Origin of the sequence: Acidovorax sp. Leaf160 (genome assembly GCF_001424265.1) — a bacterium.
In the GTDB taxonomy this organism is placed as follows: Bacteria; Pseudomonadota; Gammaproteobacteria; order Burkholderiales; family Burkholderiaceae_C; genus Paracidovorax.
This window is the reverse complement of record NZ_LMOV01000025.1, coordinates 100,711-114,913: the sequence shown is the minus strand read 5'-3', so window position 1 is coordinate 114,913 and position 14,203 is coordinate 100,711. Positions and strand designations below refer to the sequence as shown.

Sequence of the window (14,203 nt, the reverse complement as noted above, 5' to 3'; positions counted from 1 at the left end):
TGGCCTGGCCTGGCCTGGCCTGGCCTGGCCTGGCTTGAGGCGGGCAGCGGCACGGGGGTCGGTGCTGACGGTGCTGACGGTGCTGACGGTACCGTCGGTGCCGATGGGTTCGTCAGGTTCCGCTGCCAATGAAAATAGCTGCTGGCGCTTGCAGATCAAGCGCGAGAAGCTATTGTTTTTATAGCAAACTGTCAATGGGCCGTGGGTGCGGCCCGTCGCCCGGCTCCGGGCATTCTCAGGCGACTGCGTCGGCCGGCAGGCGCTGCAGCATCGCCAGGCTCCTGGCCAGCGTGTCGCGCAGTTCGCGGCGGTCGCAGATGAAATCCACGGCACCCTTGGTCTGCAGGAATTCGGCGCGCTGGAAGCCTTCAGGCAGCTTCACGCGCACGGTCGATTCGATCACGCGGGGGCCGGCGAAGCCGATCAGCGCCTTGGGCTCGGCCACCACGATGTCGCCCACGAAGGCGAAGCCGGCCGAAACGCCGCCCATGGTCGGGTCCGTCAGCACGCTGATGTAGGGCAGGCCCTTCTTGGCCAGCCGGGTCAGGGCCGCATTGGTCTTGGCCATCTGCATCAGCGACAAGAGGCCTTCCTGCATGCGCGCGCCGCCGGTGGCCGTGAAGCAGATGAACGGCACCTTCTGCTCGATGGCGGCTTCCACGCCGCGCACGAAGCGCTCGCCCACCACGCTGCCCATGGAGCCGCCCATGAACTCGAACTCGAAGCAGGCGACCACCACGTTGACGCTCTTGATCGCGCCGCCCATGACGATGAGCGCGTCGGTCTCGCCGGTGTTTTCCAGCGCTTCCTTCAGGCGTTCCGTGTACTTGCGGCTGTCCTTGAACTTCAGCGCATCGACCGGCAGCACTTCCTGGCCGATCTCATAGCGGCCTTCCGGGTCGAGAAAGGCATTGAGCCGCGCCCGCGCGCCGATGCGGTGGTGGTGGCCGCAATGCGGGCACACGTTCTGGTTCTGTTCCAGATCGGTCTTGTAGAGCACCGTCTCGCAGCTCGGGCACTTGGTCCACAGACCTTCGGGCACCTGGCGACGCTCGGTCGGGTCGGTCTGCTGGATTTTGGACGGCAGGAGTTTTTCGAGCCAGGACATGTGTGTTCCTCAAATGAATTGCGAGGGTTGCTGCGCCACAACCTTCAAGACTGGCGCAACCCCAGGCCAGCGGACGCCGTGGAACCGGCTTTGCCGGGCCACCGGCGTCGTCCCCCTTCCCGCGCGCCAGCGCGAGAGAAGGGGGAAGCGGCGAAAGCCGCTCAGGGGGTAGCGCCGTATTTTATGCGTCGAGCGCCTTGCGGATGCCGCGCAGGAAGTCCACCGTCACGGCGACCACCTTCTCGTGCGGCTGGTCCTCGATCAGCTGGATGATGCGGCTGCCGATGACCACCGCGTCGGCCACGCGGCCAATCGCCTGGGCCGTGGCCGCATCGCGGATGCCGAAGCCCACGCCCACCGGAATGCCTTCGCCCAGTTGCTCGCGGATCCGCGGCAGCATGGCCTCCACGGCTCCCGTGTCGAGCGCGCCGGAGCCGGTCACGCCCTTGAGCGACACGTAGTACACGTAGCCGCTGGCCACGCGGGCCACCTGCTGCATGCGCTGGGAGGTAGAGGTGGGCGCCAGCAGGAAGATCAGGTCCATGCCGTGCGCGCGCAGGCTGGCGGCGAAGGCCTCGCACTCCTCGGGCGGGTAGTCGACGATGAGCACGCCATCGACGCCGGCGGCTGCGGCATCGCGCACGAAGGCACCCTCGCCATGCCGCTGGTCGTAGCGCTCCACCGGGTTGGCGTAGCCCATCAGCACCACCGGCGTGGCGCGGTTGCGCTGCCGGAAGACGCGCACGTGTTCCAGCACCTGCGCCATGCCGATGCCCAGCGCCAGCGCCTTTTCGCCGGCCTTCTGGATGACCGGGCCGTCGGCCATGGGGTCGGAGAACGGCACCCCCAGCTCGATCACGTCGGCGCCGGCCTCGACCATGCCGTGCATCAGCGCGGGCGTGATGTCGGCGAACGGGAAGCCGGCGGTGACGTACGGGATCAGCGCCGTGCGGCCTTGCTCGCGCAGGGCGGCGAAGGTGGCGGCGATGCGGTTGCGCGGCGCGGCGCCGGCATCTGCCACGGCCACGGCGGCGGCGGATGGTGTGGAAGTCCCGGTCATGCTGCGGGCCCTCCCTTGACGGTATAGCCCCGCATGGACGGGCGGTCGTATAAGTCGGCGCCCGACAGGTCGGCCACGGTGCCGATGTCCTTGTCGCCCCGGCCGGAGAGGTTCACGAGGATGGACTGGTCGGCCCGCATGGTGGGCGCCAGCTGCATGGCGTAGGCCATCGCGTGGCTCGATTCCAGCGCGGGGATGATGCCTTCGGTGCGGCACAGGTGGTGGAAGGCCTCCAGCGCCTCCTTGTCGGTGATGCCGACGTATTCTGCGCGGCCGATTTCCTGCAGCCAGGCGTGTTCGGGGCCCACGCCGGGGTAGTCCAGGCCCGCGCTGATGCTGTGCGTCTCGGTGATCTGGCCGTTCTCGTCCTGCAGGATGAAGGTGCGGTTGCCGTGCAGCACGCCGCTGCTGCCGCGCTGCAGCGAGGCGGAATGCTTGCCGCTCTCCAGGCCCTCGCCGGCCGCCTCCACGCCGATCAGGCGGGTGGCCTTGAACGGAATGTAGGGGTGGAAGATGCCCATGGCATTGCTGCCGCCGCCCACGCAGGCGACGACGGCATCGGGCTGCTCGGCCGCGATGCGCTGCTCGGCCAGCAGCGGCGGCATCTGTTCGATGCACTCGGTGCCGATCACGCTCTGGAAGTCGCGCACCATCATCGGGTAGGGGTGCGGGCCCGCCACCGTGCCGATGATGTAGAACGTGTTGTCCACGTTGGCCACCCAGTCGCGCATGGCCTCGTTCAGCGCGTCCTTCAGCGTGCGGCTGCCCGATTCGACCGGCACCACCGTGGCGCCCAGCAGCTTCATGCGGTAGACGTTGGGGCTCTGGCGCTTGACGTCCTCCGCCCCCATGTACACCACGCATTCCAGGCCGTAGCGCGCGCAGATGGTGGCGGTGGCCACGCCGTGCTGGCCGGCGCCGGTCTCGGCAATGATGCGCGGCTTGCCCATGCGCTTGGCGAGCATGGCCTGGCCGATCACGTTGTTGATCTTGTGCGCGCCGGTGTGGTTGAGGTCTTCGCGCTTCAGGAAGATCTGCGCGCCGCCCAGTTCGCGGCTGGTGCGCGCGGCGTGGTAGACGGGCGAAGGCCGGCCGACGAAGTGCGCCAGCTCGTACGCGAATTCCGCCAGGAACTCGGGGTCGTGCTGGTAGCGGGCATAGGCCTCGCGCAGCTCGTTGATGGCGTGCGTCAGCGTCTCGCTGACGAAGCTGCCGCCGTAGGAGCCGAAATGGCCCGTGGCATCGGGAAAGGAATAGGTGTCGGACATCAGAGGATCATGGGAGCAGGGGCTGCATCGGCCGCGCGCACGGCAGCGATGAAGCGATGGATCTTGTCGGCGTCCTTGACGCCCCGGATGGCCTGGCCATCGGGGCCGTCGGCTTCGACGCCGGAGGAAACGTCAACGGCCAGCGTCTTGCAGCGCGGCCGTACCTGCCAGATGCCATCGGTCACGTTTGCAGGCGTGAGTCCACCAGACAAAACGAGGTGAGAGTCGACGCTTGGAGGCAGGAGTGACCAATTGAAAGCCTTGCCGCCGCCGCCATAGCCGTCGACATGGGCGTCGAGCAGGATGGCCTGGGCGTGAGAGTGATCGAGCGCGTATTTTACGAGGTCGAAGCGGGCCGCGCCGTCGCCCAGGGGAATGCGTGCCGCGCGCAGGTGCGGGCGAACGCCGCCGCCCGTGGCCGCCAGGCAGTCTGCGGGCGATTCATCACCATGAAACTGCAGTGTGGCGCCCGGAATCAGGGCGCTGGCAGCTATTACTTTAGGAGCGGATTCGTTCACGAACAGCAGCACCGGCGTGACGAAGGGCGGCAGCCGCCGGGCCAGCTGCGCCGCCCGCTCGGGCGTGACGGCCCGCGCACTGGGCGCGTAGAGCACGAAGCCGACCGCGTCCGCCCCGGCTGCCACGGCGGCGTCCACGTCCTGCTCGCGCGTCAGGCCGCAGATCTTGACCCGCGTGCGGGGCGGCGGCTGGGTGGATGAAGAGGGCAGGGAAGGTGCGAAGGGCGCAGAGCCGGGCGAGGTCATGGCAGCCAATCATACGCAGCCGCATGCGAGGGCAGTCCCCACGCGGCGTCGTACGACGGCCCGACGAAATACAGCCCGTCGGGCGAGAAAGTAGGGGCCGCAGCGTCGCGCGAGAGGGCGTCGCGCACGCTGCGCATCCACTCGGGTGGCTGCTTGCCCTGGCCGATCGCGATCAGGCAGCCCATGATGTTGCGGATCATGTGGTGCAGGAAGGCGTTGCCCTCGAATTCGAAACGCCAGTAGCAGGGGCTCCAGTCGTGCGGGCCGGCGGGCGCGCGTGGCGGCCTCGTGCTGTCCCGGCGCGTGATGCGGATCTGGTGAAGTGTCTTCACCGGCGACTTGGCCTGGCAGGCCGAGGCCCGGAACGAGGTGAAGTCGTGCTCGCCCAGCAGGTGTTCGGCTGCGGCGCGCATGGCGTCGCCGTCGAGCGGGTGGTATACCCAGCCCACGCGGCCGGCCTCGACACTGGGCCGCACCGGCGACTGCAGCAGCACGTAGGCATAGCGCCGCGCAATGGCGCTGCCCCGGCTGTGGAAGGTGTCCGGCACCGCCTGCGCCCACTGCACGGCGATGTCCGGCGGCAGGAAGGTGTTGGTGCCGCGCACCCACGAGGCAGGCAGGCGGTCGAGCGGCGTGTCGAAGTGCACCACCTGCATCAGCCCGTGGACGCCGGTGTCGGTGCGGCCCGCGCACAGCGTGGACACGCGCTGGGTGGCGAAGCGGCTCAGCGCCGCCTCCAGCTTGTCCTGGATGGTGTTGCCCGAAACCTGGCTCTGCCAGCCGTTGTAGCCCTGGCCGTTGTAGCCGATACCCAGCGCCATTCTCATGGCGCTGTTCCGGGCAAGTGGCGCAAGGGGGCGTCGCGCAGCGCCATCAGCCGAGTTCGGACAGCAGGCGCTGTGCCCGCGTCTTCAGCTCGCCCGACGATTCGGCGATCACTTCCTCGATCAGCGTGCGTGCGCCTTCGCTGTCGCCGATGGCGTTGAATTCCTCGGCCAGCGCCAGCTTGGTGGCCAGTGGATCGTCGGGCAGTGCGGAGCCGGTCAGGGCGGCGTCGTCCAGTGCCGGGGCGGCTTGCACACGGGCCGGTTCCGTCGGTGTGTCCAGGTCGAGCGACAGGTCGCCCAGGTCGAAATCGCGCGGCTCCATGGGCCGGCCCTGCGCGTCCAGCGGGGCGATGCCGGAGTCGAGCACCGACAGATCGCTGGCGGCGAAGTCGGGCGCGTCGATGCTGGGCTCGGCCAGCGGGGCCGGCTGGGTGACCGGGTCGGCCTGGCGCCAGTCGGCATCGGGCAGGTCGAGGCCGGAAAGATCCAGCTCCGGCGTGGGCGGCTCGGCCGCGGCAGCGGATGCCGGGCGCTCGAATTCCGGGTCGGTCGGGAGGCGCGCTTCGCCTTCGGGCTCGGGCGACTGCAGTCGGAAGTCATCGTCCTGCGGCGGCGTGATCGACGCTCCGGCGGCTCCGCCCGCCGCTGCGGCAGCGGCCAACGCGAAGGCGCTGGGTGCCGCGAGGGGCGCAGGGGCGGCGGAAGGGGCTTCCGTCAACGCATCGTCGGGCAGATCGAGATCCAGATCCAGGTCGAGATCGGGGGGCAGCGAAGATAGCGGGTCGGCGCGGGAATCGCCTGCGCCCGGCAGGGTGCTGGCGAAGCCGGCCGCTGCGGCAGCCGAGGCGGCCGCCCCACCCGCTGCGCCAGCGCCCAGCGTGGGGCGGGCGCCCGGCTGGTAGAGGGCGTTGTCGGGGTCGAGGGCGCGGCCGGTGTCGGCCACGCGCTGCCACTCGGGGCCCTGGCCGTCGGTGAGGCGCAGCACGTCGTTCGCCGCCACCTCGAATGCCTTGCGGTCTTGCCGCTTGGCATAGATGTCGGCCAGCTTGGCATGGATGGCGACGCGCTCGGGGTGGTGGCGCGCGGCTTCCTTCAGGATTTCCTCGGCCTGCAGGTCCCGGCCGTAGGCCAGGTACACGTCGGCTTCCGCCACCGGGTCGACGTCGCCGCCGGCATCGAGCTGGCTAGGCGAATACGCCATCGACGAGCCGGTGGTCATCATGCTGTGGGCGGTATCCACCCGCTGGCCGCCGCTTGCGCCGAAGAACGAATCGGGTTGCGCACGGCTTTCCAGGAAGGAGCTGTCCACGCCCGCCGCGGCACGGCGGCGTTGCGCGGCGCGGTAGCCGGCGTAGCCGAGCAGCGCCAGAGTGAGGGCGAGGGCGACGCCGGGCAACAGCGGCTCTTCGAGCAGGGTGGAGACGAAGCCGGGCTCTTCGGCGGGGTCTGCGCCCGGCACTGCGGCCGGGGTGGAGGCGGGCGCGGCGGGTGCCGCAGCAGGTGCCGCCGGCGCGGGGCTGGCCGCAGAGGCAGCCGTTGCCGGCGAGACGGGAGCGGATGCGGCGGACGCCGCGGCCGGCGCGGCGGCGCTTGCCATGGCCTGCGGTGCGGGAGCCGCGGCCGGTGCCGTCGCGCCCGGGGCAGCGGCGGCCGCTGCAGGGGCTGCAGGGGCTGCGGCGCCTGCCGGCGCCGACGCCGCATTGAGCTTGTTCAGCTCGGAGATGTTCTTGTTCAGCTCGGCCATGCGCGCCGCCGAATCGCTGGCCTGCTTGTCCTTGGCCAGTTGTTCGTCGGCCTTGGCGGCCTGCACGCCGCCCTTGGAGAGCGTGAGCTTGTCCGGCGCGGCGGTGGCGGGCTTGCGATCTTCCACCTGGGTCTGCACGGAGCCGCTGGCGGAGCGGCCGGCGGCGGCCACGGCTGCCGGGGGCGCGGCAGCGGCCAGGCGGCGGCGGAATTCGTTGAAGTCACGGCTCTGCGCCGCGATGATCTGGCGCGCCTCGGCCGGCGGCGTGGTCTGCGCCTCCACCTGGTCGGGCAGCTGCAGCACCGCGCCCGAACGCAGGCGGTTCACGTTGCCGTTGACGAACGCGTCGGGGTTGGCACGCATCATGGCGACCAGCATCTGGTCGAGCGACACACCCGCCGGCCGGTTGGCTCCCGCGATGCGGCCGGCCGTGTCACCCGGACGCACCGTGACGGAATCCGCACCCGCGCGCGCGGCGGCCGGCACGGGCGCCGGGGAGGGCACCGGCCGGGTGGAGACCACCGCAGGCGGTGGGACGGGGGTGTTGTCGACCGCCGCCGGGCGCGCGGGCACAGGCGCGGGCGCCGGAGCCTGCGCCCCTGCGGCCGGAGCGGTGGTCTGCGGGGATGCGGTGACCGTGGGGGCCGGACGGCGCGTGGCAGGCGGATCGAACAGCATCGTGTAGCTGCGCACGATGTGCCCGGAATTCCACGAGGCGTCGATCACCAGATCGACGAACGGGTCGTTGATCGGCCGGTCGCTGTTCAGGCGCAGCACCATCGAGCCATCGGCCCGCCGCTGCAGCGCGACCCGCACGCCGTTCAGCGTGGGCGTGTATTCATAGCCCTGGGCGCGGAAGACGTCGGGCGATGCGAGCGTGGCGCGCAGCGACTCGGCTTCGGCGGACGTGATCTGGGGCAGATCGATCTCGGCGCGCAGGGGCTCGCCCAGCGCGGACTGCACGGTGACCCGTCCCAGGGCCAGAGCGGAAGCATCGGTGGTGTACAGGCCGGACGACAGGACGGCTGCGGCGGCCAGGGCGGAGAGTTTCCAACGATGCATGTGAGCCATCAGCAAAGAGGTGGGAGCCTGCCTTGCAATGCAGCGGGCAGGACATTCAGCCGGCTGGGGAAGAGGCCCCGAGCCGGCGCGCAAGAAAATGTAAAAAGCACCATAGCATCAATGCTTTAGGGTGACAAGCCAACGCCGGAGGGGTGTCGATAGGGCTTTTGAAAACCCCCTCGCAAAGGGTCGAAGGCTTGTTGGTGCGGCACAACGCGCCCGCCCTCTGGCGCGTGCCTGGCCCGGCGCGGGGCTGCCTGCAACGCCCCGCCGCGCCCATGCGACAACGGACCCGAAGGTCCGTCGTCATCACGCGTCGAGCAGGATGCGCAGCATGCGGCGCAGCGGCTCTGCGGCTCCCCAGAGCAACTGGTCGCCGATGGTGAAGGCGCCGATGTATTCCGGGCCCATCGCCAGTTCGCGGATGCGGCCGACGGGGATCGTCATGGTGCCGGTCACGGCCACCGGCGTCAGGTCGCGGATGGTGGCTTCGCGCGTGTTCGGCACCACCTTCACCCATTCGTTGTCGGCGGCGATCATGGCTTCGATGTCGGCCGCCGGCACGGCCTTCTTCAGCTTGAAGGTCAGCGCCTGGCTGTGGCAGCGCATGGCACCCACCCGCACGCAGAACCCATCGACCGGCACGGCCTGGGTGCCGAAGCCTTCGCCCTGGCCCAGGATCTTGTTGGTCTCGGCCATGCCCTTCCATTCTTCCTTGGACATGCCGTTGCCCAGGTCCTTGTCGATCCAGGGGATCAGGCTGCCGCCCAGCGGCACGCCGAAGTTCGCCGTTTCGGCTTCGGACAGGCTGCGCTGCTTGGCGATGACCTTGCGGTCGATCTCCAGGATGGCGCTCTTGGGATCGTCGAGCAGCGAACGCACCTCGGCGTTCAGCGTGCCGTATTGCGTGAGCAGCTCGCGCATGTGCTGCGCGCCGCCGCCGCTGGCGGCCTGGTAGGTCTGCGTGCTCATCCACTCGACCAGGCCCGCCTTGTAGAGCGCGCCCACGCCCATCAGCATGCAGCTGACGGTGCAGTTGCCGCCGATCCAGTTCTTGCCGCCCTGGGCGAGCGCGTCCTTGATGACGGACAGGTTGACCGGGTCGAGCACGATGACGGCGTCGTCCTTCATGCGCAGGGTCGATGCCGCGTCGATCCAGTGGCCGTTCCAGCCGGCTGCGCGCAGCTTGGGGAAGACTTCGCTCGTGTAGTCGCCGCCCTGTGCGGTCAGGATGATGTCGCAGCGCCTGAGGGCTTCGATGTCGAACGCGTCCTGCAGCGTGGTTTCGTTCTTCGCCTGCGCGGGGGCCTTGCCGCCGGCGTTGGACGTGGAGAAGAACATCGGCTCGATCAGCGCGAAGTCGCCCTCGGCCTGCATGCGATCCATGAGAACGGAGCCGACCATGCCGCGCCAGCCGACCAGACCTACCAACTTCCTCATTTTCAACACCCCTACTCAGTTAAGAAGAAACAATGCCCGACCGGGACTGTTCCTGCCCGGCTCGTCAGGGCCAGGAGGGGCGCACGACGGAACCGGAGCTGGATCAGCCCGTAATGGTCGTGGTTTTGGTGGTGATTGCGCGCACGGCCACGGCAGCCAGGGCGGCAGCGGTGGTGTTCAGGGTGAACGGGCGGGCGGCAAACATGGGGAGGGATTGTAGTGCACGCGCTGCCCATGCAGGTTGCGCATCGGCCCCTGCGTGTTGCTCCAGCGCGCCACCGCGCCACCGTGCCACCCCCGCACACCGGCCCGCCCAGAAAAAAGCGGCCGCAAGGCCGCTTCGCGCAAGCCAGGGGCCGTTGCGGGTCAGGCCAGCGCCTTCACCACGGCATCGCCCATCTGCGCGGTGCCGACCTTGTCCGTGCCTTCGCTCCAGATGTCCGGCGTGCGCAGCCCTTGCGCCAGCACCTTCTGCACGGCAGCTTCGATGCGCTGGGCGGCGGCTTCCTGGTTCAGGCTGAAGCGCAGCATCATCGCGGCGCTGAGGATGGTGGCGAGCGGGTTGGCCACGCCCTTGCCGGCGATGTCGGGCGCGCTGCCGTGGCTGGGCTCGTACAGGCCCTGGTTCTTGCTGTTCAGGCTGGCCGAGGGCAGCATGCCGATGGAGCCGGTGAGCATCGAGGCTTCGTCAGACAGGATGTCGCCGAACATGTTGCCGGTCACCACCACGTCGAAGGCCTTGGGCGCCTTCACGAGCTGCATGGCGGCGTTGTCCACGTACATGTGCTGCAGTTCCACGTCCGGATACTGCTGGCCCACTTCGGTGACCACGTCCTTCCAGAACTGGAAGGTTTCCAGCACGTTGGCCTTGTCCACGCTGGTGACCTTCTTGCTGCGCTTGCGTGCGGCCTGGAAGGCGACATGGGCGATGCGCTCGATCTCCGGGCGGCTGTAGCGCATGGTGTCGAAGGCTTCCTCGGCGCCGGGGAAGTGGCCGTCGGTGGCCACGCGGCGGCCGCGCGGCTGGCCGAAGTAGATGTCGCCCGTCAGCTCGCGGATGATGAGGATGTCCAGGCCGGCGATCAGCTCGGGCTTGAGGCTGGAGGCGCCCACCAGCTGCTCATAGCAGATGGCGGGACGGAAGTTGGCGAAGAGGCCCAGGTGCTTGCGCAGGCCCAGGATGGCCTGCTCGGGGCGCAGCGGGCGGTCGAGCTTGTCGTACTTCCAGTCGCCCACCGCGCCGAACAGGATGGCGTCGGACTGCTGGGCCAGCTTCAGGGTCGATTCGGGCAGCGGGTGGCCGTGGGCCTCGTAGGCGGCGCCGCCGACCAGCGCGGATTCCATCTCCAGGCCGAGGTCCAGCGCTTCGAGCACCTTGACGGCCTCCGCGACGATTTCGGTGCCGATGCCGTCACCCGGCAGAACTGCGATTTTCATGCTTTTTGCTTCTCTTTTGATAGCTGAATGCGCAGGTGTTTCCTGCGCTGCAGCCTGTTTTGATCAATATTTGGCGTGGTTGCGGGCCGTTCAGCTGGCCATGGTGTGCGCCAGCCACGGCTTGGTCGCCAGGCGCTCGGACTCGAAGGCCTTGATCTTCTCGGACTGGCGCAGGGTGAGGCCGATGTCGTCGAAGCCGTTCAGCAGGCAGTACTTGCGGAAGGCGTTCACCTCGAAGGGGATCTCCTCGCCCTGCGGGCGCACGATGACCTGGCGCTCCAGGTCGATGGTCAGCTCGTAGCCCGGGAAGGCGTGCACCTCGTCGAACAGCTGGCCCACGGTGGCCTCGGGCAGCACGATGGGCAGCAGGCCGTTCTTGAAGCAGTTGTTGAAGAAGATGTCGGCAAAGCTGGGCGCGATGACGGCGCGGAAGCCGTACTGGTCCAGCGCCCAGGGCGCATGCTCGCGGCTCGATCCGCAGCCGAAGTTCTTGCGCGCGAGCAGCACCGAGGCGCCGGCATAGCGCGGCTGGTTCAGCACGAAGTCGGGGTTGGGCTTGCGGCTGGCCGGGTCCTGGCCGGGTTCGCCGTGGTCCAGGTAGCGCCACTCGTCGAACAGGTTCACGCCGAAGCCGGTCTTCTTGATCGACTTGAGGAACTGCTTGGGGATGATGGCGTCGGTATCGACGTTCTCGCGGTCCATGGGCGCCACGAGACCTTGGTGGATGGTGAATTTCTGCATGGTGTGAAACGGTCGGTTCGGTGCGGTTCGGTGCGGTTCGGTTTACTTGGCGGCGCGCTCGATGGCGCTGCCGGCGCGCTGCACGTCCTGGCCCATGCCCTTGACGGTGTTGCAGCCGGCCAGCAGCGCGGCGAGGGCCAGCGCGAGCACGGCGGTGAAGGAGGTCTTCATGGCGGTTTGCTCCGGGGCCGTGCCGCTCAGGCGAACTGGCGGATGTCCACGAAGTGCCCGTGCACGGCGGCGGCGGCGGCCATGGCGGGGCTGACCAGGTGGGTGCGTCCGCCCGCGCCCTGGCGGCCTTCGAAGTTGCGGTTGCTGGTGGAAGCACAGCGCTCGCCCGGCTCCAGCCGGTCGGCGTTCATGGCCAGGCACATGGAGCAGCCCGGCTCGCGCCACTCGAAGCCCGCGGCCTTGAAGACCTGGTCCAGGCCCTCGCGCTCGGCCTGCTCCTTCACCAGGCCGGAGCCCGGAACGACCATCGCGACCTTGATGTTCTTGGCGACCTTCTGGCCCAGCTTCTTCACCACGGCGGCGGCTTCGCGCATGTCCTCGATGCGGCTGTTGGTGCAGCTGCCGATGAACACCTTGTCCACGAAGATGTCGGCCAGCGGCTTGCCGGGCTCCAGCGCCATGTAGGTCAGCGCGCGCTCGATGGCGCCGCGCTTGTTGGCGTCCTTTTCCTTGTCGGGGTCGGGCACGCGGGCGTCCACGCCCAGCACCATCTCGGGCGAGGTGCCCCAGGTGACCTGCGGCACGATGTCGGCGCCGTTCAGGGTGACGACGGTGTCGAACTGGGCGTCGGCATCGGAATGCAGCGTCTTCCAGTAGGCGACGGCCTGGTCCCATTCGACGCCGGTGGGCGACAGGGGGCGGCCCTTCACGTACTCGATGGTCTTGTCGTCCACCGCCACCAGCCCGGCGCGGGCGCCGGCCTCTATGGCCATGTTGCAGACCGTCATGCGGCCTTCCATGCTGAGCGCGCGGATGGCGGGGCCGGCGAACTCGATGGTGTAGCCCGTGCCGCCGGCCGTGCCGATCTTGCCGATGATGGCCAGCACGATGTCCTTGGCCGTCACGCCGGGCGACACCTGGCCGTCCACGCGGATCAGCATGTTCTTGGCCTTCTTGGCCAGCAGCGTCTGCGTGGCCATCACGTGCTCGACCTCGCTGGTGCCGATGCCGTGCGCCAGTGCACCGAAGGCGCCGTGCGTGCTGGTGTGGCTGTCGCCGCAGACCACGGTCATGCCGGGCAGGGTGGCGCCGTTCTCGGGCCCGATCACGTGGACGATGCCCTGGCGTTTGCTCATGAACGGGAAGAAGGCGGCGGCGCCCACTTCGGCGATGTTCTTGTCCAGGGTGACGATCTGTTCCTTGCTGATCGGGTCGGTGATGCCGTCGTAGCCCCGTTCCCAGCCCGTGGTGGGCGTGTTGTGGTCGGCCGTGGCGACGATGGAGCTGACGCGCCAGACCTTGCGGCCGGCCTGGCGCAGGCCCTCGAAGGCCTGCGGGCTGGTCACTTCATGCACCAGGTGGCGGTCGATGTAGAGGATGGTGGTGCCGTCCTCTTCGGTATGGACGGCGTGCTCGTCCCAGATCTTGTCGTACAGGGTGCGTCCCATGGCGGTCTCTTTTCTTGCGTGGGGAAGGGGAAAAAACGGAAATTGAAGCAAACGAAAACGAAGTGAACGCTGGGCCTACGCGCCGACCGGTGCGGCTTCCCGAAGCGTATCGGGCGGCTGCATCGCCAGCGGCGGCAGGGCGGAAAGGTGCTCGGCCAGCAGGCGCGCGGTGACGGGCAGGGCGTCGAAGTCGCGCGCCACCAGCTGCAGCTGGCGCTCAGCCCAGGGTTCGTCGAGGGGCACGGACTGCAGCCGGCCCACGCCGCGCATCAGCGCGAAGGCGCGGTCGGGCAGCAGGCCCACGCCCAGGCCGTTGTCGATCATGCGGCACATGGCGTCCAGCCCGGTGACCTGGATGCGCTGGCGCAGCGGCCGGGCCGTGTGCGCGGCAGCCTGGCGCATCGCCAGGCTGATGCTGCTGCCGGCATGCAGGCCGACGATGTCCCAGTCCAGCACTTCCGGGAAGGCGACGGCTTCGCGCCCGGCCATGGGGTGGCCCTCGGGTACCACGACCATCAGCCGGTCGCTGCGGTAGGGCCGCATCTGCAGGCCCTCGGCCGTGCCGGCGGGGGTGCCCGTGTGGCACACGCCCAGGTCGGCCGCGCCTTCGCGCACGGCGTGCAGCACGGCGGGGCTGAGGTGCTCCTGCAGGTCGATCTTGATCTGGCCGTGCAGGCGCGAAAACGCGCCCAGGTCTTCGGGCAGGAACTGCACGATGGCCGAAATGTTGGAATGCATGCGCACATGGCCGCGCACGCCGCCCGCGTATTCGCTCAACTCGCCCTGCATGCGTTCCAGCCCGAAGAGCACGGTGCGGGCATGGTGCAGCAGGCTCTCGCCCGCCGGCGTGAGCGTGACGCCCCGGCTGTGGCGGTAGAGCAGCGGGGTGTCGACGGCGGTTTCCAGGTCGGACAGCCGTTTGCTGACCGCCGATGCAGCGATGAATTCCCGCTCCGCCGCACGCCCGATGCTGCCCAGCTCGCAGACGGCCACGAAGAGCTGCAGCGAGGTGAGGTCGATACGGCGCGCAAAACTGCGCTCGGAGCTTTTCATCGGTGGAGGAGGCTGGGGGGGCTTGGGCTTCTTCTCGTTTGGAGAAGCTGAAGCGATTTTCCTACAGCCACGGGCTCCCG

General features: G+C 69.0%; 12 protein-coding genes. All 12 read right to left on the bottom strand.

Annotated elements, in window-relative coordinates:
• Nucleotides 1-235 precede the first annotated feature (235 nt).
• Nucleotides 236-1,108, bottom strand: coding sequence for an acetyl-CoA carboxylase, carboxyltransferase subunit beta (gene accD / locus ASF94_RS15735; protein WP_056668431.1), 873 nt, complete (start codon nucleotides 1,106-1,108; stop codon nucleotides 236-238).
• Between the two features lie 181 nt (nucleotides 1,109-1,289).
• Nucleotides 1,290-2,168: a tryptophan synthase subunit alpha gene (gene trpA, locus ASF94_RS15730; protein ID WP_082493341.1), complete on the bottom strand. Its 879-nt coding sequence runs from the start codon at nucleotides 2,166-2,168 to the stop codon at nucleotides 1,290-1,292.
• Nucleotides 2,165-3,436, bottom strand: a complete 1,272-nt coding sequence (trpB, locus tag ASF94_RS15725) for a tryptophan synthase subunit beta (RefSeq protein WP_056668430.1) — start codon at nucleotides 3,434-3,436, stop codon at nucleotides 2,165-2,167. Before trpB ends, trpA begins: the two co-directional genes overlap by 4 nt.
• On the bottom strand, nucleotides 3,436-4,200 hold the full coding sequence (locus ASF94_RS15720) for a phosphoribosylanthranilate isomerase (protein WP_082493340.1): 765 nt from the start codon (nucleotides 4,198-4,200) through the stop codon (nucleotides 3,436-3,438). The genes trpB and ASF94_RS15720 overlap by 1 nt, the downstream gene beginning before the upstream one ends.
• A complete protein-coding gene (truA, locus tag ASF94_RS15715) occupies nucleotides 4,197-5,027 on the bottom strand; it encodes a tRNA pseudouridine(38-40) synthase TruA (RefSeq protein WP_056668427.1) in 831 nt (276 codons plus the stop codon). Before truA ends, ASF94_RS15720 begins: the two co-directional genes overlap by 4 nt.
• Before the next feature lie 46 nt (nucleotides 5,028-5,073).
• Nucleotides 5,074-7,833: a FimV/HubP family polar landmark protein gene (locus tag ASF94_RS15710; RefSeq protein WP_056668424.1), complete on the bottom strand. Its 2,760-nt coding sequence runs from the start codon at nucleotides 7,831-7,833 to the stop codon at nucleotides 5,074-5,076.
• A 309-nt stretch (nucleotides 7,834-8,142) separates the two neighbouring features.
• Nucleotides 8,143-9,273 (bottom strand): aspartate-semialdehyde dehydrogenase, encoded by a 1,131-nt coding sequence (gene asd, locus ASF94_RS15705; protein ID WP_056668421.1) that lies wholly within the window; start codon nucleotides 9,271-9,273, stop codon nucleotides 8,143-8,145.
• A gap of 366 nt (nucleotides 9,274-9,639) precedes the next feature.
• Nucleotides 9,640-10,710: a 3-isopropylmalate dehydrogenase gene (gene leuB / locus ASF94_RS15700; protein ID WP_056668419.1), complete on the bottom strand. Its 1,071-nt coding sequence runs from the start codon at nucleotides 10,708-10,710 to the stop codon at nucleotides 9,640-9,642.
• A 90-nt stretch (nucleotides 10,711-10,800) separates the two neighbouring features.
• Complete coding sequence (gene leuD / locus ASF94_RS15695) at nucleotides 10,801-11,451, bottom strand: 3-isopropylmalate dehydratase small subunit (protein ID WP_056668416.1); 651 nt, start codon at nucleotides 11,449-11,451, stop codon at nucleotides 10,801-10,803.
• A gap of 42 nt (nucleotides 11,452-11,493) precedes the next feature.
• Entirely contained in the window at nucleotides 11,494-11,622 is a 129-nt protein-coding gene (locus ASF94_RS15690) for an entericidin A/B family lipoprotein (protein ID WP_056668414.1), read from the bottom strand.
• Nucleotides 11,623-11,648: 26 nt separating this feature from the next.
• Nucleotides 11,649-13,070, bottom strand: coding sequence for a 3-isopropylmalate dehydratase large subunit (leuC, locus tag ASF94_RS15685; protein WP_056668411.1), 1,422 nt, complete (start codon nucleotides 13,068-13,070; stop codon nucleotides 11,649-11,651).
• 75 nt (nucleotides 13,071-13,145) lie between these two features.
• Nucleotides 13,146-14,123 carry a LysR family transcriptional regulator gene (locus ASF94_RS15680; protein WP_056668409.1) on the bottom strand — a complete coding sequence of 326 codons (978 nt, stop codon included), beginning with the start codon at nucleotides 14,121-14,123 and terminating at the stop codon, nucleotides 13,146-13,148.
• Nucleotides 14,124-14,203 lie beyond the last annotated feature (80 nt).

Coding starts and splice junctions, on each gene's coding strand:
- trpA (WP_082493341.1), bottom strand. CDS start 2,168: ATGACCGGGACTTCCACACCATCCGCCGCCGCCGTGGCCGTGGCAGAT.
- ASF94_RS15720 (WP_082493340.1), bottom strand. CDS start 4,200: ATGACCTCGCCCGGCTCTGCGCCCTTCGCACCTTCCCTGCCCTCTTCA.
- leuB (WP_056668419.1), bottom strand. CDS start 10,710: ATGAAAATCGCAGTTCTGCCGGGTGACGGCATCGGCACCGAAATCGTC.
- ASF94_RS15710 (WP_056668424.1), bottom strand. CDS start 7,833: ATGCATCGTTGGAAACTCTCCGCCCTGGCCGCCGCAGCCGTCCTGTCG.
- accD (WP_056668431.1), bottom strand. CDS start 1,108: ATGTCCTGGCTCGAAAAACTCCTGCCGTCCAAAATCCAGCAGACCGAC.
- ASF94_RS15690 (WP_056668414.1), bottom strand. CDS start 11,622: ATGAAGACCTCCTTCACCGCCGTGCTCGCGCTGGCCCTCGCCGCGCTG.
- trpB (WP_056668430.1), bottom strand. CDS start 3,436: ATGTCCGACACCTATTCCTTTCCCGATGCCACGGGCCATTTCGGCTCC.
- asd (WP_056668421.1), bottom strand. CDS start 9,273: ATGAGGAAGTTGGTAGGTCTGGTCGGCTGGCGCGGCATGGTCGGCTCC.
- truA (WP_056668427.1), bottom strand. CDS start 5,027: ATGAGAATGGCGCTGGGTATCGGCTACAACGGCCAGGGCTACAACGGC.
- leuC (WP_056668411.1), bottom strand. CDS start 13,070: ATGGGACGCACCCTGTACGACAAGATCTGGGACGAGCACGCCGTCCAT.
- leuD (WP_056668416.1), bottom strand. CDS start 11,451: ATGCAGAAATTCACCATCCACCAAGGTCTCGTGGCGCCCATGGACCGC.
- ASF94_RS15680 (WP_056668409.1), bottom strand. CDS start 14,123: ATGAAAAGCTCCGAGCGCAGTTTTGCGCGCCGTATCGACCTCACCTCG.